Genomic DNA, 22,288 nt, shown 5'->3' on the forward strand with positions numbered 1-22,288 from the left:
TCAACCTTTGACCGCGCCGAATGTCAGGCCGGACACGAGATGCTTCTGAATGATGAAGGTGAGCGCCAGCGCCGGAACGATCATCACGACCGCAAGCGCACACATGCCGCGCCAGTCGATGGTGAATTCCGCCGTATAGTCGAGGAGCCCGACCGGGAGTGTCTTCGAATTGACGGACCGCGTCAGCTGAGAAGCCAGTGCATATTCGTTCCAGCAGGTGAGGAAGGCGAAGATGCCTGCCGACGCAATGCCGGGACCGGCCAGCGGAAACTCGACCTTCCAGAAAGCCTGCCAGCGGGTGCAGCCGTCGATCTGCGCCGCTTCCGCCAGATCCTTCGGCACCTGGCGGAAGAAGCCGTCGATCAGCCAGATCGTGAACGGTACGTTGAGCGCCACATAGGTCAGGATCAAGCCGAAATGCGTATCGATGATGCCGATGCGCGAATAGACGATGAACAGCGGCAGCGAAAGCGCGATACCGGGAACGGAGCGTGTCAGCATCAGGCCGAGGAAGGTTGCCGACTTGCCGGCAAACCGGAAGCGCGCGAAGGCATAGCCGCCGGACATGCCGATCACCAGCGCGATGACGGTCGAGGTGATCGAGATGATCAGTGAGTTGCGGAAGTAATCCCAGATCGGGATGCCGCCCTTGCCGATGCCGGAGAACATCGCTCTGTAGGCATCGAGCGACAATTCGTTGGGGATCCAGACCGGCGGCTTGGCCATGATCTCGACCGGCGGCCGCAGCGAGCTAAGAACGATCCAGAAGCCCGGCAGGCAGATGATCAGCATCGCAAGGAACAAGCCGATGAGATAGAAAACCTGGCCGATACGGCGGCGCAGACGTTGTTGAGCGTTGCGATCCATGATTACCACTCCGCGCCGATTTGGGTGCGGGCGAGCGCCAGCTTCCGGAAGAAATAGACGGTGAAGCCGATCGACAGGATGATCGAGACATAGGCCATGGCGTTGGCAAGGCCCATCTGCGCATCGGCATAGGCGGTGCGGCCGACCAGTGTCCAGAGCAGTTCCGTGCGCCGCGCCGGGCCGCCATCGGTCATGATCTTGACGATGTCATAGGCGCGCGCGACGTCGAGCGAGCGGATCGTCATGGCGATGAAGGCGAAGGGCATCAGGAACGGCCAGATGACATAGCGGAAGGTCTGAAGCGGCGTGCAGCCATCGACGCGGGCAGCCTCGACCGGCTCCTGCGGCATGGCGAGCAGCCCTGAGAGGATCAGGATCGCGAAGACCGACGTCGAGGACCAGACCTCGGCGACGACGATCGAAAACAGCGCCAGATTGCCGTCGATCAGCCACGGGATGGCATTGTCTGTCAGTCCGAGCGCCTGAAGCGCATTATTGATCAGCCCGACATTGTCGTTGAACATGAACTTGAACTGGAAGCCGACGAGCACGGGCGAGAACATCATCGGAAACATCATCAGCGTGCGCAGCACTCGCTGGCCCATCGTCGCCTTGTTGACGAGCAGCGCGAGGCCGAGGCCGAGCAGCATTTCCAGATTGAGCGCAATGGTCAGAAGCACGACGGTGCGGACGAAGGCGGCGAGGAAAACGGGATCGGTCAAGATGCGCACGTAATTGCGCAGGCCGACGAAGACGTAGAGCGTCTGCGGCCGGGTCAGGCGGAATGGCGTGAAACTGGAATAAAGCGAAAGCAGCAAGGGAACCAGGACCACTGCGACCAGCACGACGATCGCCGGTAGAAGCAGAAGAATGGGCGTCGGAATTTTTTTCAACATCGAGTGACCTGTCCACACCTGATAGGGCGCCGGGACCGCAAGAGGGAGCGCGGGAAGCGCTCCGGTCTTCCAAAAATGAGGCCCCGCACCCGTTGCCGGATGCGGGACCTGTTATGACAGGATTAGAGGGCGCCGGCGTCCTTGAGGATGCCGGTTGCCTTTTCGGCAGCCGCGTCGAGCGCTTCCTTGGAGGTCTTGTCGCCGAGGATGGCGGACTGCAGCTCCGGATAGACCGCGTTGGAGATCTCGATCCATTCCGGCGTGCGCGGAACCGGGAAGGCATGCTTCATGGCTTCCTGGAAGGCGCCGAGGGCTTCCTTCTTGTAAGGATCGCTGGCAGCCTGCTGGATATCCCAATCCCAGACAGCCTTGCGGGTCGGCAGCGTGCCGTTTGCCGCCTCGATCTTCTGCGAGTCCTCGTTGGTCAGGAACCAGACGAGCGAGGCCGCCGCATCCTTATGTTCGCAGGCTTCGGTGACCGAGAAGCCATGGTGACCGGACCAACCGGTCCGCTTGCCGGACGAGCCGGCAGGCTGGACGATCACACCGACATTGCCGGCAATCTTGGAGTTCTTTGGGTCGTTGAAGTAGGCGGCCCAGCCCGGCCAGTCGAGATCGAGCGCGACGGTGCCGGACGCAAAGCCCGCGCCGAGGTCGTCCCAGAGATAGTTGGTGGTGCCGGCCGGAACGGCCTTCGCCTTGTACATGTTGACGAACCAGTCGAGCGCTCGGATACCGGCTTCGGAGTTGAACGCAGGCTTGCCGTCCTTGTCGAGATATTCGCCACCTTCGGCGACCAGCATTTCAAAGAAGCGTCCGTTGATCGCTTCTTCCTTGCCGGGGAACTGCGTGCCGAAGAAATTCGGCGGGTTGGAGAAGAAGATCGCCTGATCCGAAACCTGCTTCCAGGTGTCCGGCGGCGTCAGATCGTAGCCGTACTTTTCCTTGAAAGCCTTCTTCTTGGCTTCGTCGGTGTAAAGGCTCTTCTGGTAATACAGCGCCGAAACGTCGAACTGGGCGCGCGGCAGCATCACCAGCTTGTCGTCGATCGTCGACGCTGAAATGGTGGAATCGACGAACTTGGCGATTTCTTCAGCCGGCAGAAGCGGCTTCAGATCGGTGTAGAGGCCTTCGTAGATCGGCGCGAAAGACGAGTGGTTGGACCCGACGCACCACTTGATATCGCCGGAAGCGATATCCGACTTCATTTCCTTGTCGAGCTCGAAATAGTTCTTCTTCGAGAGCACGTTGACCTTGGCGCCGGTCGCCTTTTCCCACTCGGCGATGCGCCCATAGAGCGGCTCGTACTGCTGTCCGCCAATCAGCTTGGCATCGATCGTCACGCCTTCGAACTTGCCCGGCAGGTCCGCAGCATTGGTAGAGCATGCAAACAGCGAAATTCCAGCCGCGAGGCTGGCTAGCAATCTTTTCATATTCCTCTCCTCCACAACGGCGATCTTGATGAGTTCGCCGACTCTCCTCACATATGAGTTTTATGTTTATATACAAACGACAAGAAAGTTGCGGCGTCAAGCGGAACTTTCCCTTCTCGAATGGTTCATCTGCGTATATGCAACTATCATTCATGGGAGATCGCACATGGACATGGACGACGCAGACCGTTACCGCGCGCCCGCGCTCGACAAGGGTCTCGATATTCTGGAACTGCTCGCCAGCGTCGAGGACGGCCTGACGCAGGCCGAGATATCGAAGCGGCTCGATCGCAGCCCGAACGAATTCTACCGTATGCTCGACCGCCTGGTGCGCCGCGGCTATGTCACCAAGCTGGAGGGCGACCGCTTCGCGCTGACGCTCAAGCTATTCGGCCTGTCGCAGCTTCATGCGCCGACAAGGCGCCTGGCATCCTTCGCAACGCCGCTGATGCGCGATCTCGCGCAAAAGACCCGCCAGGCCAATCATCTTGCCGTTTTCGACCGCGGCTATGCCGTGGTCATCGCCCAGCAGGAGGCGCCTGATTACTGGGGCATCTCGATCCGCGTCGGCTCGCATGTGAACCTTTTCGACACCGGCTCCGGCCATGTGCTTCTGGCCTTCCGTAATGCCGAAGAGCGTGAACTGATGATCTCGGAGCACGTCCGCAGCAAGGACGATCCCCGCCTGACGCCTGACTTTTACGAACGGCTCGATCAGATCCGCGAGCGGGGCTACGAGATGATGGCCAGCGCCCAGACGGCCGGCGTCTATAACCTTTCCGCGCCGATCATGGGCCCCGATGGCCGGGGTATTGCCGCCCTCACCTGCCCCTATATCGCGCTGGTCAATGCGCCGTCCGCGCCGGATATCACCCGGACGATCACCCATCTGCAGAAGACCGCCGAACAATTGTCGCTGCTGGTCGGATCGGACGTCAACGTCGCGCCCTGAGCGCGGTCCATTCATTGCAAAACGCGGAGGACGCTTTGCTTATCGATACCCATCTGCACCTGATCGACAGGTCGAAACTGACCTATCCCTGGCTCTCCGGCGTCCCGGCGCTGGACAGGGATTTCCTCTATAATACCTATGCGGCAGAAGCCCGCCGCTGCGGCATCGATGCGGCGCTTCACATGGAGGTGGATGTCGATGCCGGCGAGATGCAGCGCGAAACCGATGTGGTCAGGGAACTCTCGGATACCAGCGGCCAGCTGATCCGCGGCGCCATCGCTGCCTGCCGTCCCGAGGACGAGGGCTTTGCCGGCTATCTCGAGCGGCAGACGGCCGATCCCTTCGTCAAAGGCTTTCGCCGGGTGCTGCACGTCGTTCCCGACGAACTTTCAGAGGGTGCAGTGTTTCGCGAGAACATCAGGCGCATGTCCGGCTCGCGGCTGACCTTCGATATCTGCGCGCTGCCGCATCAGATGAGCCGGGTTTTAGCGCTCATCGACCTCGCACCCGAGGTTCAGTTCGTCCTCGATCATTGCGGCGTGCCGGCGATCAGCAGCGGCGCCTCAGACGCATGGAAGGACGGCATTCGCGAGGTCTCCAGGCGGCCGAACGTCGTCTGCAAGGTATCGGGCGTCGTGGCCTATGCCGATGCGGAGACCTGGGATGTCGAGACCTTGCGGCCCTATATCGAGCAGGTCACCGCGAATTTCAGCTGGGACCGCCTCGTCTGGGGCAGCGACTGGCCCGTCTGCACGTTGGGCGGTGGGCTCTCTACCTGGGTTGCGACCACGCACGCGCTGTTTGCAGGCAGCAGCGAAGCGGAGCGGACAAAGGTCTTCTCCGGCAACGCGAAACGGCTCTGGAATCTCTGATAACAGGTTCGCCCTGGCGCTCTCATCCTTGATGGATCGGAACGCCAGGGCAGCTCCCTAGAAGCTGGCGGCAAACAGCCTATTCAGATCGGCAACGATTGCCGCGGCACTTTCGCCACCCTTCAATCCGGCATTCAACCTGTCAGATCCCCGCTGCTGGAACGCCATGTAGCCATCGTGCCGTGGACGGACCCAGGCGCCTTCCAGCGTTGCGCGCGTGCCGCGATAGAAGTCGGCCGTTGCCAGATTGACCGCGTCGTCTTCCCATGCCGCCGCATGGCCCGGCTGGCCGCCGGCACTGGCATAGAGTCCACGCTGGATCCCCGCGGACGCAACCCAATAGGCAAAATCGACCGCCTCCTTGGGATTGCCTGAAAAGGCCGAGACGGCGATGCCCGTGCCGCCCAGCGCCGAGCCGACGGGCCCAAGATGACCTACAACGGGAATATCGGCAAACTTGATCAGCCGGTCGCGGAAACCCGGCATCGAATAGCTGACATAGCCGTAGATCAGCGGCACGCAGACGATCCTGCTATCGGCAGCCGCCATCTGCTCGAAGACCGCGATCGGATCCATCTCGAAACAGGCGGGGTCGATCAGCGCGGAGATTTCACGCATCATCTCAACGGTTTCAGCCCCCGCTTGAGGGTCGATCAACTGCCCAGCCTGCGTCCGACACGGATGCCCGCGGTTGGCCGACAGGGTGTAGAAGGTCATCAGCGTGTGAGGCGGGCGAAGCGGCAGAAGCACGCGTCCGTCCTTCGCCAGTGCGATCACCTCCTGCCAGGTCGCGGCCGGTTGCGGCAACCGATCAGGCCGGAGGGCCTGGACCTGCGTCGCCGCATCGATCGGGAAGGCCCATTGATGTCCCTGCCAGAGATAGCTCGGATAGGAGGCTCCGACGCTGCCCTTTTCGAGGGCCACGCGCTCTTCCTCACGTCCGGGAATGTCGAGCGGCAAGAGACATTTCTCGTCGGTGATCTGGCCGACATGCGGGTGATCGATGACGATGAGGTCATAGGCGCGCGCCAGCTCCTCGACCGGATAGGTCTCGAAATCCTGCAGCGAACGCTTCTCCCAATGGACCGCCACACCCGTCTGCTCTTCGAAGAGCCGCGAACAGGCCACCATCGGATCGTAACCGCGCGGATGGCTCCAGGTCATGCCTTTCAAGGTCACCTTGCTCACAGGCCGAACTCCTCGCGAATGGCAGCGCTATGCTCGCCGATCCGGGGAGCAGCGCGCTGGAAGACCGGGCGGGCGCCATCGACGCGCAGCGGCGAACGGGTCGTCAGGATCGAGACGTCGTCCTCGCGCGTCACCGTCTGCAGCATGTCGAGCGACTTGAAACCGTCGCTGTCCATAAGCTCGTTCCAATTCAGCACTTTTGCGCACCAGATATCGGCCGGCTCGAGCACTGCCAGCCACTCGTCGATTGTCCTAGTGGCGATCCGCTTGGCGATCAGTTCCTTGATACCATCGCGCTGCAGGAACCAGCTGGACGGATCGTCGCGATAGGGGTCTAGCTCGGGCATACCGAGGAGATCGGCGAGCTTCGGGATCGGCGTCATGGCGATCGCCAGATATCCATCAGAAGCGGCGTAAACACCGTAGGGAGCTGCGAGATAGGCATGGGCGCTGCGGAAGTTTGACCGCTTCGGCAGCCGCTTTCCGTCGTTCAGATGGGTGGTCAGCACCTCGAACTGGAAATCGACAAGTGCCTCCAGCAGGCTGGTCTCGACGAGCGCGCCCTTGCCAGTGATGCCGCGTCGCACGAGGGCCGCGAGAATGCCCTGGCAGGCAGCCGCTCCCGCCAGCATGTCGCCGATCGCCAGTCCGAACGGCACAGGCCCCTGGTCCTCGTCGCCGTTCAGCCACATCACGCCGGAACGCGACTGGGCGAGCAGATCCTGGCCGGGACGCTTCACCCAGGGGCCTTCATCGCCATATCCGCTGATCGATGCATAGACGAGGCGCGGATTGATTTCCTTGACCGCATCGTAGTGAAGGCCGAGCCGTTCGATCACGCCGGGGCGGAAATTCTGGATCAGCACATCCGCCTTCAAGAGCAGGGCGCGCAGCGCCTTCAGGTCGCTCTCGTTCTTCAGGTCGATCGCCAGGCTCTCCTTGGCGCGGTTGATCGCGTGGAAGATCGTCGAGTCGCCGCCTATTTCGGTGTCGCTGAGATAGAGCCGGCGCGAAAGGTCGCCGCCGTCGGGCCGTTCGACCTTGATGACACGCGCGCCGAGATCCATCAGGCGCAGTGAACAGTAGGGGCCGGAGAGGAACTGGCTCATGTCGACGACGACGAGGCCGTTTAAGGGAAGATCGCTGGATTGCGTCATTGCATCTTACTTTTCTGTCTTACCAGCGAAGTCGGCCGGGTTCTTGTACTTCACGGTTTGCAGATGCTCGCAGTAGAGCACCAATTCGCCTTCGCCCTTGAAGACCTCGTAGCTCGCGCGGATGAGGCCGAGCTCCTTGTAGCGCGGGCGTTTGTCGAGGTTCGTTCGGATCGTGTAGATCGTATCGCCGATGAAAACGGGTTTGATGAAGCGCAGCTTGTCATAGCCATAGGAAAAGGCGTTGACGCAGTTGGTGGCAACAAGGCCAAGCCCTGCCGAGAAGACGAAGGCGCCGGCGACGAGACGCCGCCCGAATACACCTTCCTTTTCCGCAAACATCTGATCCTGCACATAGGGATGGATGTCGGTCACCAGCACATTGAAAAGGTGGCTGTCGCTCTCCCCGATCGTGCGGCGGAGCGAGCGGATCTTCTGGCCCTCGGGCCAATCCTCGTAGAACCAGTTCTCGGCATTCCATACCGGCAGATCGGCATGCGCTTGCGGCATGTCGGACGGATGGGTGGACGAAATCCCGACTGTCGGCGCCTGCGCCACGATCACGCCTCCTCCCGGCCATGAATTTTCTTATGTGAAGATTATTTTCACATATGGGTTATCTTTGCAAGAGCTGTCGATTGTGCCAAGACACCATGGAAGATCAGCGCCGGACCGGCCGGCGCAATATCGGCAGCGAAATGCTGATGATGTCAGGCAGGTTCATCGACGGCGGCGTGCCGATGTGTATAAAGACGATAGCGGCGCGGCTCCCCGCCGGCGCCGCCACCAATTTCCAACCAGGGTAGCGCTTGCCGTCCGCCGGTGGCTCGCGCTTCTCGATCAATCCAAGCAAGCGACGCTCTGCGACAACGAGATTCTGGACACAAAAATGCGCCTTACGGATTGCCATAACTTCCACGACTTCCGCCATCTCGCGAAGCGCCGCCTGCCCGGCCCGATCTTCAACTACATCGACGGCGCGGCTGACGACGAGGTGACCTACCGGCGCAATACGGCCTCCTTCGAAAGCTGCGATCTGCTGCCGAGCGTGTTGCGCGGGGTTACCGATGTCGACATGTCCGTGACGGTCATGGGGCAGCGCCTGGCAATGCCGGTCTATTGCTCGCCGACGGCGCTGCAGCGGCTGTTCCACCATGACGGCGAACGGGCGGTTGCGCGGGCTGCCGGCAAGTTCGACACGATGTTTGGCGTCTCCTCGCTCGGCACCGTCAGCCTTGAGGAAGCGCGGCGGATTAGCGGCGCGCCGCAGGTCTATCAGTTCTATTTCCACAAGGACCGTGGCCTGAACCGCGAGATGATGGCCCGCGCCAAGCAAGCGGGCGTTCAGGTGATGATGCTGACCGTCGACAGCATCACCGGCGGCAACCGCGAGCGCGACAAGCGGACCGGCTTCTCCATCCCCTTCCGTCTGAACCTCGCCGGCATCGCACAATTCGCGGTCAAGCCGGGCTGGGCACTCAACTTCTTCACCCACGAGAAGTTCAAGCTGCCCCAGCTCGATAGCCACGTCGATATGGGCAGCGGCACCATGTCGATCAGCCGCTATTTCACCGAGATGCTCGACCCCGCCATGAACTGGGATGATGTCGCCGATATGGTGAAGACCTGGGGCGGCCAGTTCTGCCTCAAGGGCATCATGACCGTCGAAGACGCCAAACGCGCCATCGATATCGGCTGCACCGGCATCGTACTTTCCAACCACGGCGGCCGCCAGCTGGATGGCTCGCGCAGCGGCTTCGATCAGCTGGCCGAGATCGTCGATGCGGTCGGCGACAAGATCGACGTGATGATCGATGGCGGTATTCAGCGCGGCACCCATGTTCTGAAGGCATTGTCGCTCGGGGCCAAGGCCGTCGGGCTCGGCCGCTACTACCTCTTCCCGCTGGCCGGAGCAGGTCAGGCGGGCGTCGAGCGCGCGCTGACGCTGATGCATGCGGAACTCGAACGCGGCATGAAACTGATGGGTTGCTCGTCGATCGACCAGCTCACCCGCGCGAATATCCGTTTCCGCTAATCAGCGCCTTGCCGTTCACGATTGAGAGAGCGAGCGTTGTGTGTGACGGCACAGCGCGATAGATCTGGCGTTGTCTTTTGAAATGGAGGATTTTCAATGGATTATCGCAAGCTTGGTCCGAGCGGCACAATCGTGACCGCCTATTGCCTGGGGACCATGACATTTGGCGCAGAGTCGGATGAGGCGACCTCGCACAAGCTGCTCGACGACTATTTCGCCTGGGGCGGCAACTTTATCGATACCGCAGATGTTTACAGTGCCGGCGTTTCCGAAGAGATCATCGGCCGCTGGCTGAAGGCCCGCCCGGCGGAGGCCAACCAAGCCGTGATCGCCACCAAGGGCCGCTTCCCAATGGGCGACGGGCCCAACGATATCGGTCTGTCGCGGCGCCACCTTCACGACGCGCTGAACGCATCGCTGAAGCGTCTCGGCGTCGATTATATCGATCTCTATCAGATGCATGCCTGGGACGCGCTGACGCCAATCGAGGAGACATTGCGCTTCCTCGACGACGCCGTATCGTCGGGCAAGATCGGCTATTATGGCTTTTCGAACTATGTCGGCTGGCATATCGCCAAAGCCTCGGAAATCGCCAAGGCACAGGGCTATACCCGCCCGGTGACGCTGCAGCCGCAATATAATCTGCTGATGCGCGATATAGAACTCGAGATCGTCGCGGCCTGCCAGGACGCCGGCATGGGCCTGCTTCCCTGGTCGCCGCTCGGCGGCGGCTGGCTGACCGGCAAGTACAAACGTGACCAGATGCCGACGGGTGCAACGCGCCTCGGCGAGAATCCGAAGCGCGGCGGCGAGGCCTATGAGGCCCGCAACGCGCAGGAACGCACCTGGAATATCATCAGCACGGTCGAGGAAATCGCCCGGGCACGCGGCATCAGCATGGCGCAGGTGGCACTTGCCTGGGTCGCGGCTCGCCCGGCAGTTACCTCGGTCATTCTCGGCGCCCGCACCACCGAACAGCTGGCCGACAATCTCGGCGCCGCCGAGCTGACGCTGTCGGATGAAGAAACGCAGCGGCTGACCGACATCAGCGCCCCGACGCCCGGACAATATCCCTACGGCGTCAACGGCACCAACCAACGTCATCGTAAGCTGGAAGGCGGACGCTGACAATCGAAGGCGGCGTCAGATCCTGACGCCGCTCGTTTCGTCGAAGAGATGAAGATGGGCGGGATCGACGGTCACGCCGATCGTCTCGCCCGCGTGCGAGCCACTGCGGCCGGTCTGGACGATCGTCATTTCGGGCGTGGTTGCCGTAGCGACGAAGGTCGATGAGCCCGTCGATTCCACAAAAGCGACAGGCACATCGAAGGTCCCCTGCCCCTGCCCGGTGATGCCGAGATGTTCAGGCCGCAGCCCCGCCGTCACCCTGGCGCCCGGCTGCAGCTGATGGTTGGAAGCGATGGTTTGCTTCACCGTTCCGAAATCGAGAACCAGGCTGCGTCCATCTTCGCCGGCGATTGCCGGGATGAAGTTCATCGCCGGTGAGCCAATGAAACCGCCAACGAACTTGTTGGCCGGCTTATCGTAGAGATCGAGCGGCTTGCCCTGCTGTTCGATGATCCCGTCACGCATGACGACGACATGGTCGGCCATGGTCATGGCTTCGATCTGGTCGTGTGTCACATAGACCGACGTCGCATGCAGCCGGTCGTGCAATGCGCGGATCTCCTTGCGCATCGAAACACGCAGCGCGGCATCGAGATTGGACAAGGGTTCATCGAACAGGAAGGCCTTGGGATTGCGGATAATGGCGCGACCCATGGCGACGCGCTGGCGCTGGCCGCCGGATAGCTGCCGGGGATAGCGATCGAGCAGGCCGGTCAGCCCCGCGATTGCCGCGACCTCCTGAGCCTTCTGCTTTGCTTCCGGCTTCGGAACCTTGCGCATGCGCAGCGAGTAGGTGAGATTCTGCTCGACAGTCATATGCGGGTAGAGCGCATAGGATTGGAAAACCATGGCAATGTCGCGCATGCGCGGCGGCACATCGTTCATCACGTCGCCGGCGATCTTCATCGTGCCGCCAGTGATCCGTTCGAGGCCCGCGAGCGATCGCAAGAGCGTCGATTTTCCGCAGCCGGATGGCCCGACCAGCGCCACGAACTGCCCCTTCGGGATCGTCAAATTGATATTCTTGAGGGCGTGGTAGGCGCCGTAGTGCTTCTCGATTCCGGAGAGTTCGATCTGGATGTCCTGATTCATGCGAGGCGACCTGTGATTGGAACGGAGAGCGGATTGTTCACGAGCATCATTTCACGGCTCCCACGGCAATGCCGCGCGTCAGAGTGCGCTGGAAGATCAGGAAGAAGATCAATGTCGGCGCAATGCCGAGCAGAGCTGCGGCAGCCGTCGTCGTCGGCGTCTGTACAAACTGGCCGTTGAGCACGCCCATCGATACGGAAACCGTCTGGTTGACATTCGAGACCAGCAGCACCAACGGCAGCAGGAACTCATTCCACGTCCAGATGAAGAAGAAGGTCGCCAGCACCGCCAGCGTCGGCATCAGCATCGGCACGACGATCGTCCAGAGAATTTTCCACGGTGTCGCGCCATCCATCTCGGCCGCCTCGATGATCTCGCGCGGGAATGCGGTCATGACCGACGAGAGAAGATAGGTGCCGAAGGCGCTCTGCAGGACCGAGAAGACGATGATCACCGACCAGATCGTGTCGAACAGTCCGACGGCCTTGGAGAGATAGTAGATTGGATAGATCAGCGATTCATGCGGGATCATGATGCCGACGAGCAGGATCGTCAGCATGTATTTGCTGCCCTTGACCTTGCCGATACCGAACGCATAGGCATTCAACAGACTGAGCAGCACGGCGATAACGGCTGTCGATGCGCTGATGATCGTGCTGTTGATCAGCTTTTGCGTGAAATCGACATTGTTCCAGAACGTCTTGAGCGCTGTCAGGTCGAAGCTTCGGGGAATAGCGAGTGGCCCGTAGGTGCCGTAGTCCTCAGGTGTCCGGATCGCGTTGGTGAACGCCAGCACGAAGGGGCACAGGAAGAGGATGAGCGCGAAGGAAATAGCGGCAAGCACCCACCAGCGCGATGATCCATACATCGAGCCGGTCGATGCCGCATGCGCCGGCCGGCTGGCCGTGTCGAGGGAGATCGCTGCTTCGCTCATCGATCGTTCTCCGTGTGACGCGACTGGATGCGGATGAAAATGAAGCAGATGACGAGGGTCATCAGCATCTGCGCCGTGGTGATCGCCGCACCATATCCAACGCGGTTGGTGGCGAAGAATTCGTGGTAGGACATCTGCGACGGCACCATTGTTGCGTTGTCGGGTCCGCCAGAAGTCAGCACGAAGATCGGCGCGAAGACCTTGAGCGCAGCGATGGTCGTGGTCAGGCCGACGACGAAGATCTCGGGTTTCAGGAGAGGCACGGTGATCGTCCAGAAGCGTTGCAGCCAGGCGGCACCATCGAGCTCTGCCGCCTCCTGCAGCGAGGGATCGACGCGGGCAAGGCCGGACATGAAGACGACGAGGCAATAGCCGAGCTGCAGCCATACCATAACGACCATGATCGCCCAGAGCGCCAGCTGCGGCTCACCGAGCCAGTTCTGCTTGAGGCTGCCCATACCGGTTGCATCGAGGATGGCGTTGATGATGCCGAACGGGTTCAGCATCCAGCCCCAGAGGATGCCGGCGGCCGAGACCGGCAGGATCTGCGGCAGATAAAAGCCGGCCCGGAAGAAGCTGGCAAGCGCGTTGGAAAAGCGCGAACTGATGTAGTCGAACAGAAGCGCGGCAAGAAGAACGCCGATCGCGGTCGGGATGATCGCCATGGCGAAGACGAAGGCGGCGGTGTTGACCAGCGAATGCCAGAACGTATCGTCCGTCAGCAGCCGTTCGTAGTTGCGCAGACCGGCGAATTTCGGAATGCCGATGCCCTTCCACGTCGTGAAGCTGATTGCCAGGTTCATGACGAACGGGATGAGAATGATGGTCACGAAACCAAGCATTCCGGGTATCAGGTAAAACCAATAGACCCTGCCCGGCTGTGCGTCCGCGGATGCGCCCGACATATTTCCTCCGGCTTCATTTGAGAGGGGAAGCAGGGCGCCGTGGCGCCCTGCCGGTCAGGATGACTTACTGGTCGCCCTGCACTTCGTCGTAGGGTTCCTTCAGGCGTTCGGCGAATTCCTCGGGCGTGACCGAGCCGCCGATGACAGCCTGAGTGGCCTTCAGCATGACGTCGTAGTAGCCGGGAACCGGCCAGTCCGGATAGAAGCCGAGGCCATTCTGGGCGACGAGCTTGTTGAAGAGCTCAACCTCGATCTTGCCGACCGGATCGGTGACCATGGCCGGATCGGCGGCGATGGGCAGGCCGCCGGAATTGCCGAACAGCGCCTGGTTATCCTTCGACAGCGTGATGTCGATGAAGTCGTATGCGAGGTCCTTGTTCTTGGCATTCTTCGGCACGACCCAGATATTGCCGGTCGAAGCGGGCGAAATGACATTGCCCGGGAACAGGAACTGGCTGGCTTTGAAGTTCTTGATGGCGCCGAACTGGGCACCGTACCAGGTACCGGTCACCACCATCGGCGACTTGCCGGTTTCGAACAGGTTCGCCATGTCAGGCGCCTTGAGGCCAGTCGAATCCTTGGAGATATAGCCCTTCTTCACCCACTCCTGCAGCTTCTGGCCGGCATAGACGAAGGGGGCGGTATCGAGCGGCGTGCGGATCGCCTGGAAGTCGTTGACCCACTTCGGATCGGCCTTCGACAGCGCGAAGAGATACATCAGATGCTGGGCCGGGTAATCGTTGGCAGCCTCTGCGATCGGCGTGACGCCCTTCTTGACGAAGACGTCCATCACCTTTTCCATCTCTTCGAGGGTCTTGGGAACCTCGACGCCGGCTTCCTTGAACATGTTCTCGTTGTAGAACACCGAGACGAATTCGCCGTAATTGGCGACGCCGATCAGCGGACCGTTGCCGTAGATTCCCTTCTCGTCGTAGCGGCTCAGCTGGTTGCTGGCATCGGAGAGAACCTTGTCCCAGCCGCGCTGCTTTGCAACGTCGCCGAGATCGGTCAGCAGGCCCTGCGAGGCGGCGAGACCGGCAACGGCATTGCCCTTGTTGTATTCCATCAGATCCGGCGCTTCGGCCGAGTTCAGGATCATGGTGCCGGATTTGGTGATCTGGTCGAAGGTCTTCAGCTCGAACTGAACTTTGACGTCGGGATGCTTCTCCTGGAAGGTTTCAAGTGCCTTCTTCCAGGTGATACCGGCGGCACTTGCCGCGTCTTCATACCACCAGATCTTGAAGGTCTTGTCCTCGGCATGAACGGTGCCGGACAGCAGCATCGAAACGCCGAGCGCCAACGCCAGTTTTGATATCGCTTTCATACTTTCCTCCCAAAAGCGGCCATGCCGCGAAAGCTTAAATGATCGCGTTGCACGCCTGGCCTCCTCCGCCGGCGCACGCCGCACGATAGGTCAGTCAAACCGGATCGGCAACAAAATCGCCGCCCCGGGCATGCTTTAGGTGGTTCAGCGCATGGACCTGACCGGTCATCTCCAGCGCGTCGCGGTAAACAGGGTCATGCCAGCCTTCGATATCGATCGAACCGGACCATCCGGCGAGGCGCAGTTCGGAGATGATATCGGTCCAGTTGCTGTCGCCGAAGCCCGGCGTGCGCATAAAGACGAACTTCTCCTTGCCGAAAATGCCGTGCTCCTTGATCACATCCCAGCGGATCGTCGCGTCCTTGCCGTGAACGTGGAAGATCTTCGAGGCCCATTTGCGGATCTGCGGCAGCGGCTCGATCAGATAAACCATCTGATGGCAGGGTTCCCATTCGAGGCCGATATTGTCATCGGGTGTCTCGTTGAAGATCAGTTCCCAGGCATCCGGATTATGAGCGATGTTCCAGTCGCCGGTCGCCCAGTTGCCGTCCATTGCGCAGTTTTCGAAGGCGATCTTGACGCCCTTGTCGGCTGCCCGCTTTGCGAGATCACCGAAGACCTGCTTGTAGCGCGGCAGGCTGTCGGTCAGCACCTTGCCGCGGAGACGGCCCGTGAAGCCGGCAACGCAGGTGGCGCCGAAATGATGGGCATTGTCGATGCAATCCTTCCAGCCCTGCAGCGTCTGCAGGTCGATATCGGTCTCTTCGAGCGGGTTGCCGAACATGCCGAGAGTCGAGATGGTGATGTCGCGGTCGCCGATCGCATCCAGCGAGCGCTTGCCGAGCTCGGCGAGATCCTGGCCGTTGGTCGTCTGCCAGAAGAACGGCTCAAAACTTTCGAAACCCATATCGGCGATCTGGCCGATGCGCTTGTCAGCGCCGCCCTTGGAAGCGCTGATCATGGTGCCGATGCGGATGGACTTTGCGGGGTTGCTCACGATCTCATGTCCTATGCTGAAATTTCAATGCGCTTGCCGGTTCTGGCGCTCTCGATGGCGCCGAAAACCATGGCAAGACTTCTGATATTGTCGGAACTGACGGTCTCGGGCCGTTTGCCGGAGCGGATGGCCCCGACGAAACTGGCGATGACGCTGGCATGGCCATGCGTCTCGTCATCATGCTCGGGCTGTGGAACCTCGACGGCGCTGAAGCCATGCAACAGGCCGGGCTCCACGCCCGAAACGGCTGCGCTGAAGTTCTCCGCACCATCCCAGGTCAGCATGCCCTTCGAGCCGACCAGCCGCCACTCGCTTTCCCAGCTGGTGCGCTCGCCTTCGGCGCACCACGAGCCGCGATAGGTGAAGATCACATCATCGGCGAATTCAAATGTGGCATTGGCTGAGGCGCCATGACGGTACCACGAGCCCTTCGGATTCTTCTCGACACAATAGACGGCCAGCGGCTTCTTGCCCGCCACATAGCGGGCGGCGTCGAAGGTATGGATCGCCATGTCGAGCAAAAGGACATTGTCCATCTCCTCGCGAAAACCGCCGAAATGCGGGGCGATGAAGAAGTCGCAATGGATGCCGGTCAGGTCGCCGATCGCTCCGCTCTCGACGAAGCGGCGCATGCGGCGCACGCCCGAGATGAAGCGGCGGTTCTGGATGATGGCGTGGATCTTGCCGGTATCGGCAGCGAGATCGATCAGCGCTGCACCTTCTGCAAGCGAGGTCGCCATCGGCTTTTCGCTGAGCACATGGCAACCGGCCTTCAGGGCCGTGGAGACCACATTGAAACGGGCGGAGGGAATGACGACGTCGAAGACGATATCGGCCTTCGCCTGCTTGATCACATCGCCAAGGTCGGTGCCGATGACAGCATCGCTCAAGCCGAACTCGGCAGCGAGCGCTTCGGCGACAGCAGGGTTCAAATCCACTAGGCCCTTGACGGCGATCGCACCGGCCAGCGCCGGCGTGTCCTTGATCGCTCGCAGCCAGCCTTTCGACATGGCTCCGCACCCGCATAAAACGGCATTCAATGTCACGATTTCCTCCCGCGGCGCGCTTTCAGTCTCCTCCGAAAGCGCATCCCGTAAACGTTTACGATACTATTCGGAAAGGTTTCCCGCTGTCAAGGCACCGATAAATTAGAAAAAATGCTGCGGAAAACACCAGTGAAAGCCAGCGCTTAGGCTGGTTTGCGCCGCAGCGCAGCACAGAAATATCTGCGGTGTCATCTGGCTGTTAAACAAACATTCTACTAAGCTCCGGATCGGATTGCACAGCCGTGCAATGGGAGGAGACATGATGAACCAGGACGCGTTTCTGGAACTGAGTTCTGTTGCCTGCAGATATGGCAGCACAAAGGTTCTGAACGATATCAACCTCAGCATTCAGCGCGGCGAATTCGTGGCCCTTCTCGGCTCTTCCGGCTGTGGAAAGACGACGCTGCTGCGGGTGCTGGCCGGCTTTATCTCTCCCTCCTCGGGCGCCGTCAGCGTCCGGCATCGCGATGTCACGCATCTGCCGCCGGACAAGCGCGGCATGGCGCTGGTCTTCCAATCCTACGCTCTCTGGCCGCATATGACGGTGGCGCAGAATATCGGCTACGGCCTGAAGCTGCGCGGCGTTGCGAAGGCGGAAATCGCCACGCGCGTCGCCGCCATGCAGAGCCTGCTCGGCCTCGACGGGCTTGGCGCGCGCAAGCCGGCCGCACTGTCGGGCGGCCAGCGCCAGCGTGTCGCCCTTGGCCGCGCATTGGCCATCGACCCTGAGATCCTGCTGCTCGATGAGCCGCTTTCCAATCTCGACGCCCGCATTCGCCTCACGGTCCGCCACGAGCTTCGCGCGCTGCAGAAGCGTCTCGGCATCACCGCCGTCCACGTCACCCACGATCGCGAGGAGGCCATGGTGATGGCCGATCGCATCGTCATCCTCAATGCCGGAGAGATCGCCCAGCAGGGAACGCCCGAGGATGTCTACAACCGCCCGGCATCCGCCTTCGTAGCTGCCTTCATGGGCGCCGAGAACGTGCTGCCGCTGGAAGGCGTGCCGCAGGGCGACAGTTTCCACATCGCCGCAGGTCCTGCCAATGCCGCAGGCAGCGTGCCGCTGCTCGGCCGCAAGCTTGCGGCCGGCGCCATCGAGGCGCGGTTCCGGCCGGAAGCCGCCCAGCTGCTGCCGATGGACACGCCGATCGCGGCACCCGGCATGACCTTCGAGGGCGAGGTGACCGCCGTCAGCTATCCGGGCGGCCATTGGCGCCATTCCGTCAGGCTCGGCGAGCGCGACATCATGGCCGATGCGCCACGCGCCTTCGAGCCCGGTGACCGCGTGCAGGTCCATATCGGACCGGACGCGCTGTTTCTTTTCAATTCGCCGGAGTCCAACCCGGCCATTGCCATTTCCCGGTCCGCGGCCGGGAAAGCTCACGCATGACTTTATCTTTTTGAACCCATGGAGACATACTCATGAAGAGACTGACCTATGCAGCTTTCGCCGTCGCTCTCGCCGCCTTCCCGCTGAAGGCCGAAGAACTGACCGTTGCGACCGCTGGCGACCAGAACATGGTCGATTACATCAACCAGTATCTCGGACCGCTTTTTGAAAAGGCCTATCCGGGCAACACGGTTCGCGCCGTCGGCACCGGTCCCGGCGACGCCGGTTCGCAGAAGATCCTTGAGCGCTTCGACGCCCAGCAGGCTGCCAACACGGCAAACTGGGATATCGACGTTGCCGTCGTCCACGAGAAGTTCGCTGGCCCGATGGTCCAGAAGGGCTATCTCGAAAAGTATCGCGGCGCGATCGACACCGGCAAGCTGGTCTCGCGCGACAACGCCAAGAACGCCCTCGGTTCCGACGTCGACGGCTATGTCATGCCGATGTTCAACAGCCAGACGGCGATCGCCTACAACCCGGCTCTCGTTCCGAACCCTCCGAAGAGCTACACCGAGCTCGCAGCCTGGGCCAAGGAACATCCGAAGCAGTTCGGCTATAACGGCATCAAGGGCGGCGCTTCGGGCGTCAGCTTCGTCATGGGCTGGATCTACGCCTTCGGCGGCGGAGATGCTGCCAACCTGATGACCGGCCCGTTCAAGCAGGACGAGACCACCAAGTGGGGCGATGCCTTCAAGAGCCTCGCCGACTTCACCAAGAACGCAACGCTGACGCCTGGCAACGCCGGCACGCTCGACCTGCTGTCGCGCGGTGAGATCGCCATGGGCCCAGTCTGGGTCGACATGTTCTACTCCTGGCAGGCCAATGGCCAGCTGCCGCCGGAACTGAAGCTGGTTCTGCCGGCTCCGGGCATGCCGGGCCAGCCGATGCACTATGTCGTTCCGGCCAAGGCATCGCATAAGGACCTCGCCGAGAAGTTCATCGCGCTCGCCACCAGCCCTGAAGTTCAGGCCGACGGCATCGTGAAGAAGTTCAACTGGTATCCGGGTATCGACGCCCAGTTCGTCAAGCCGAAGCTCGACGACGCCACCTGGAACAAGCTGTTCGTCGACATCACGCCTGAAGACCTTGCCACCAAAGGCAAGCCCTTCCCGATCGCGCCTTACAACACCGCGATCCTCGAAGCCTACGAGCAGTCTGTGAAGTAACGCACTGTCTTCTCCCCAGCGGGGAGAAGATGTCCGAAGGACAGATGAGGGGGTGAGCGACAAAGGAGCGAACGGCCGGCGCAAGCAAGGCCGCTCCCCACCCAGATCGCCCCCTCATCCGGCCCTCCGGGCCACCTTCTCCCCGAGGGGAGAAGGGAACAAGAAGCGAGGTCAAACGATGTCCAGACGCCTGCTCGGTCTCTTGCTCGTGCTTCCGGCACTTGCGGTGATTGCCTTTCTCTTCATCCTGCCGCTGATCATGTCGGCGGTTGGCGCCTTCAGGATCGAAGGCGGCGGGTTCGGCTGGGACAATTTCTACAAGACCTTCGATCTCTACACCAAGGACATCATCTTTTCGGTGGTGATCATCACCATCTCGACCATCCTGATCGGCCTCGCCTCGATCGCCATCGGCTGCTATCTCACGCTCGGCGAGCATCCAGTCGCCGTTGCCATCCTGCGCTGGCTCTATCGCTGGCCGATGTTCATTCCCTTCATCGTCGTCGGCCAGATCCTGCGCACGTTCCTCGCCAAAAGCGGCCTGATGAACAGCACGCTGATCAGCCTGGGGCTGCTGACGCCGATCGACGCCCAAAGCTATCTCGACTGGCGCGGCATCGTCATTGCCTTCGTCTGGAAACAGACGCCGTTCGTGACGCTGCTCGTTGCCGGCGCCATGGCCTCGGTCAATCGCGACACGATCGAGGCGGCCCGCAATCTCGGGGCATCGCGCCTGCGCCTGCTCTTCGAAATCCTGGTGCCGCAGGTGTCGGTAACGCTGACCGTCGGCCTGATCCTGTCTTTCGTCACCATGATGTCCGTTCTCTCGGTACCGCTGATGATCAACGCGCAGTCGCCGACGATGCTGACCGCCGACATAGCCTTCCGCGTCAACGCCTATGGTGACTATGGCGTCGCCAATGCCCTCGGCCTCGTGTCGCTGGTGCTCGCCTCGTCGGTCGCCTGGATCTACCTGCGCCAGAGCCTGAAGGAGCGCGCATGACCCTCGCCACGATTTCCCCTTCGCAATCGCAAGCGAGCCCGCTCTCGGCACTCTGGTGGATCCCGCGCGGCATCATCTTCGGCCTGATGGCCTTCTTCATCTTCGGGCCGCTGGCAAACCTGCTGCTCTGGACGGTCGCCGAGAAATGGTACTTCCCGCACAGCCTGCCGCTGCAATATGGCTTCAGCAGCTGGGCCAAGGTGTTCGCGCCGCGCGGCGGCGCGCTGGAATCGCTGACCAATTCGCTGATCGTCGCCGTGCTGACCGTCGTCTTCTCGTTGCTGCTGGCGATCCCTGCCGGTTACGCGCTGGCGCGGCTGAAATTGCCTTTCCGGGCGCTGATCCTGCTGGCCTTCCTGATTCCTCAGGCCTTTCCCAACCTGACGGTCTATGTGAACGTCGCCCGCATCTTCTACGAAATCCGCCTCAACGGCACGATCCTTGGCGTCGTTCTCGTCCATGCGTCGCATGGTCTGGTCTACGCCGTCTGGATTGCCACGGCGGCCTTTTCGGCGATCGACGAGGAGCTGGAGCAGGCGGCGCGCTCGGCGGGCGCCAGTGCCATCAGGGCTTTCATGGATATCACCTTGCCGCTGGCCGCACCCGGCCTGATGGCGAGCGCCATCTTCGTTTTCCTTGAAAGTCTCGATGAATTTACCGGAAGCTATTTCGTCGGCGCACCGGATGTGAACATGCTGCCGCTTCTGCTGTATACTGCAGGTTCCGGCGGTAATTATCAGATCGCCTCGATCACTGCCCTCTTGCTGCTCATTCCTTCCTTGGTCTTTATGTTTATCGTCGAGCGATTCCTGAAGGCAGACGTCCTTTCACGCGTGGGGCATTGAGAGATTGTCATGAATGACGGCCCGATCAACGACGCCAAGAACCAGCGCAAGGAGCGGATGCGCTTCGTCAGCGCCGAGCAGGTGGCGCAGCTTGCCGGCGTTTCGCGATCGGCGGTTTCGCGCACCTTCACGCCAGGCGCCAGCGTCGCACCGCTGACGCGCGAGAAGGTGCTGAAGGCAGCCGACGAGCTCGGTTATCAGGTCAACGATCTGGCGCGCGGCGTGCTTGCCAACCAGAGCCGGCTTGTCGGCATCGTTGCGACACGGCCAGAAGTCGGCTTCCGGGCCCACCTCGCGGCGGCCTTGTCGAAGGCGCTGATCCAGCGCGGCAGCATTCCGATCCTGATCAACACCGGTCAGACCGAAGAGGAAATGCTGGCCGCCCAGAAGATGCTGATCGGCCACCGCGCCGAGGCAACGATCATCCTCTCCGGCTCGCCGCCGGCCAATTTCGTCGAGCTGGCGCATCGTAATGGCCAGCCGCTGGTGGTGATCGGCCGCTCCGAGCCGGATGCCGACCACGTGCGCGCCGGCAACTCCGAAGCCTCGCGCAAAGCGGCCAACGCCTTTTTCGAAAAGGGCCGGCGGAAGCTTGCCGTCGCCGCATCCTTCTCGGCGACCTCCAGCATCGCCGAACGCGAGAACGCCTTCAGAACCGCCGCCGAAGCGCTGGGGGCAACCGTCACCATCGGCCGCGGTAAGGATTCCGACTATGACAGCGGCATCGCCGCCGCCAGGCAGCTTTTCGCACGTCCGGACGACCATCCCAACGCCGTCTACTGCGCCAACGACCAGATCGCCTTCGGGCTGATGGACTATGTGCGCACCACGCTCGGCCTGCGCATCCCCGAAGACGTCGCCGTCATCGGCTTCGACGATGTTCCCGAAGCGGCCTGGCTGAGCTACCGGCTGACGACCTTCCGCCAAGACCCTGTCGTCATGGCGCAGCGCGCTGTCGAGCTCGTGGAAAAGCGGCTGGCCAATCCCGACCTCCCCCCCGCCTATGAGCGGGTCATTCCGGAGCTGATCGTCCGCGACAGCTTCGTTCCCTGACCCAG

Annotated in this window: 22 protein-coding genes; 9 read left to right on the forward strand and 13 right to left on the reverse strand. The window is 61.5% G+C overall.

The window, feature by feature from the left end; all coding sequences use genetic code 11:
* The 3 genes from AC1DNK_RS17145 to AC1DNK_RS17155 all read right to left on the reverse strand — a co-directional run bounded on the left by AC1DNK_RS17145 (window position 1) and on the right by AC1DNK_RS17155 (window position 3,196).
* Window positions 1–867, reverse strand: a complete 867-nt coding sequence (locus tag AC1DNK_RS17145; RefSeq protein WP_477942321.1) for a carbohydrate ABC transporter permease — start codon at window positions 865–867, stop codon at window positions 1–3.
* A gap of 2 nt (window positions 868–869) precedes the next feature.
* Window positions 870–1,763: a carbohydrate ABC transporter permease gene (locus AC1DNK_RS17150; protein WP_112516510.1), complete on the reverse strand. Its 894-nt coding sequence runs from the start codon at window positions 1,761–1,763 to the stop codon at window positions 870–872.
* A 122-nt stretch (window positions 1,764–1,885) separates the two neighbouring features.
* Entirely contained in the window at window positions 1,886–3,196 is a 1,311-nt protein-coding gene (locus AC1DNK_RS17155) for an extracellular solute-binding protein (protein WP_477942323.1), read from the reverse strand.
* A gap of 166 nt (window positions 3,197–3,362) precedes the next feature.
* Here AC1DNK_RS17155 and AC1DNK_RS17160 point away from each other — a divergent pair, with 166 nt between their 5' ends.
* Both AC1DNK_RS17160 and AC1DNK_RS17165 read left to right on the forward strand, forming a co-directional pair.
* Window positions 3,363–4,148 (forward strand): IclR family transcriptional regulator, encoded by a 786-nt coding sequence (locus tag AC1DNK_RS17160; RefSeq protein ID WP_477942325.1) that lies wholly within the window; start codon window positions 3,363–3,365, stop codon window positions 4,146–4,148.
* A gap of 35 nt (window positions 4,149–4,183) precedes the next feature.
* Window positions 4,184–5,020: an amidohydrolase family protein gene (locus AC1DNK_RS17165; protein ID WP_477942327.1), complete on the forward strand. Its 837-nt coding sequence runs from the start codon at window positions 4,184–4,186 to the stop codon at window positions 5,018–5,020.
* A gap of 57 nt (window positions 5,021–5,077) precedes the next feature.
* Here the strand turns inward: AC1DNK_RS17165 and AC1DNK_RS17170 are convergent, their stop codons facing one another.
* From AC1DNK_RS17170 to AC1DNK_RS17185, 4 genes are all read right to left on the reverse strand, one after another.
* Window positions 5,078–6,184, reverse strand: coding sequence for an extracellular solute-binding protein (locus AC1DNK_RS17170; RefSeq protein ID WP_477942513.1), 1,107 nt, complete (start codon window positions 6,182–6,184; stop codon window positions 5,078–5,080).
* Window positions 6,185–6,204: 20 nt separating this feature from the next.
* Window positions 6,205–7,365: a CaiB/BaiF CoA transferase family protein gene (locus tag AC1DNK_RS17175; RefSeq protein WP_477942329.1), complete on the reverse strand. Its 1,161-nt coding sequence runs from the start codon at window positions 7,363–7,365 to the stop codon at window positions 6,205–6,207.
* A gap of 6 nt (window positions 7,366–7,371) precedes the next feature.
* On the reverse strand, window positions 7,372–7,872 hold the full coding sequence (locus AC1DNK_RS17180; RefSeq protein ID WP_112598618.1) for a MaoC family dehydratase: 501 nt from the start codon (window positions 7,870–7,872) through the stop codon (window positions 7,372–7,374).
* A gap of 151 nt (window positions 7,873–8,023) precedes the next feature.
* Window positions 8,024–8,272 carry a hypothetical protein gene (locus tag AC1DNK_RS17185; protein ID WP_477942330.1) on the reverse strand — a complete coding sequence of 83 codons (249 nt, stop codon included), beginning with the start codon at window positions 8,270–8,272 and terminating at the stop codon, window positions 8,024–8,026.
* Here AC1DNK_RS17185 and AC1DNK_RS17190 point away from each other — a divergent pair.
* A complete protein-coding gene (locus AC1DNK_RS17190; RefSeq protein ID WP_477942331.1) occupies window positions 8,252–9,397 on the forward strand; it encodes an alpha-hydroxy acid oxidase in 1,146 nt (381 codons plus the stop codon). The genes AC1DNK_RS17185 and AC1DNK_RS17190 overlap by 21 nt on opposite strands.
* 96 nt (window positions 9,398–9,493) lie before the next feature.
* Entirely contained in the window at window positions 9,494–10,525 is a 1,032-nt protein-coding gene (locus tag AC1DNK_RS17195; RefSeq protein ID WP_477942333.1) for an aldo/keto reductase, read from the forward strand.
* 15 nt (window positions 10,526–10,540) lie between these two features.
* Here AC1DNK_RS17195 and AC1DNK_RS17200 read toward each other — a convergent pair whose 3' ends face one another.
* The 6 genes from AC1DNK_RS17200 to AC1DNK_RS17225 form a co-directional block, all read right to left on the reverse strand.
* Window positions 10,541–11,617 (reverse strand): ABC transporter ATP-binding protein, encoded by a 1,077-nt coding sequence (locus AC1DNK_RS17200; protein ID WP_477942335.1) that lies wholly within the window; start codon window positions 11,615–11,617, stop codon window positions 10,541–10,543.
* 46 nt (window positions 11,618–11,663) lie between these two features.
* Window positions 11,664–12,551, reverse strand: a complete 888-nt coding sequence (locus AC1DNK_RS17205; RefSeq protein ID WP_477831177.1) for a carbohydrate ABC transporter permease — start codon at window positions 12,549–12,551, stop codon at window positions 11,664–11,666.
* On the reverse strand, window positions 12,548–13,456 hold the full coding sequence (locus tag AC1DNK_RS17210; RefSeq protein WP_477942336.1) for a carbohydrate ABC transporter permease: 909 nt from the start codon (window positions 13,454–13,456) through the stop codon (window positions 12,548–12,550). The genes AC1DNK_RS17205 and AC1DNK_RS17210 overlap by 4 nt, the downstream gene beginning before the upstream one ends.
* 64 nt (window positions 13,457–13,520) lie before the next feature.
* Window positions 13,521–14,780 carry an ABC transporter substrate-binding protein gene (locus tag AC1DNK_RS17215; protein WP_477942337.1) on the reverse strand — a complete coding sequence of 420 codons (1,260 nt, stop codon included), beginning with the start codon at window positions 14,778–14,780 and terminating at the stop codon, window positions 13,521–13,523.
* A gap of 94 nt (window positions 14,781–14,874) precedes the next feature.
* Entirely contained in the window at window positions 14,875–15,777 is a 903-nt protein-coding gene (locus tag AC1DNK_RS17220; RefSeq protein WP_477942338.1) for a sugar phosphate isomerase/epimerase family protein, read from the reverse strand.
* An 11-nt stretch (window positions 15,778–15,788) separates the two neighbouring features.
* Entirely contained in the window at window positions 15,789–16,823 is a 1,035-nt protein-coding gene (locus AC1DNK_RS17225; RefSeq protein ID WP_477942339.1) for a Gfo/Idh/MocA family protein, read from the reverse strand.
* A 262-nt stretch (window positions 16,824–17,085) separates the two neighbouring features.
* Here AC1DNK_RS17225 and AC1DNK_RS17230 point away from each other — a divergent pair, with 262 nt between their 5' ends.
* From AC1DNK_RS17230 to AC1DNK_RS17250, 5 genes are all read left to right on the forward strand, one after another.
* Window positions 17,086–18,216, forward strand: coding sequence for an ABC transporter ATP-binding protein (locus tag AC1DNK_RS17230; RefSeq protein WP_477942515.1), 1,131 nt, complete (start codon window positions 17,086–17,088; stop codon window positions 18,214–18,216).
* Window positions 18,217–18,248: 32 nt separating this feature from the next.
* The gene (locus tag AC1DNK_RS17235; RefSeq protein ID WP_112388930.1) at window positions 18,249–19,382 is read left to right on the forward strand and encodes an ABC transporter substrate-binding protein; all 1,134 of its coding nucleotides are present in this window, start codon (window positions 18,249–18,251) and stop codon (window positions 19,380–19,382) included.
* A gap of 178 nt (window positions 19,383–19,560) precedes the next feature.
* Window positions 19,561–20,385, forward strand: a complete 825-nt coding sequence (locus tag AC1DNK_RS17240) for an ABC transporter permease (protein ID WP_477942341.1) — start codon at window positions 19,561–19,563, stop codon at window positions 20,383–20,385.
* On the forward strand, window positions 20,382–21,230 hold the full coding sequence (locus tag AC1DNK_RS17245) for an ABC transporter permease (RefSeq protein ID WP_477942343.1): 849 nt from the start codon (window positions 20,382–20,384) through the stop codon (window positions 21,228–21,230). The genes AC1DNK_RS17240 and AC1DNK_RS17245 overlap by 4 nt, the downstream gene beginning before the upstream one ends.
* A gap of 9 nt (window positions 21,231–21,239) precedes the next feature.
* Window positions 21,240–22,283 (forward strand): LacI family DNA-binding transcriptional regulator, encoded by a 1,044-nt coding sequence (locus tag AC1DNK_RS17250; RefSeq protein ID WP_477942345.1) that lies wholly within the window; start codon window positions 21,240–21,242, stop codon window positions 22,281–22,283.
* Window positions 22,284–22,288: the final 5 nt, after the last annotated feature.

The sequence above is a fragment of the Rhizobium sp. 01N424 genome, from assembly GCF_056399485.1.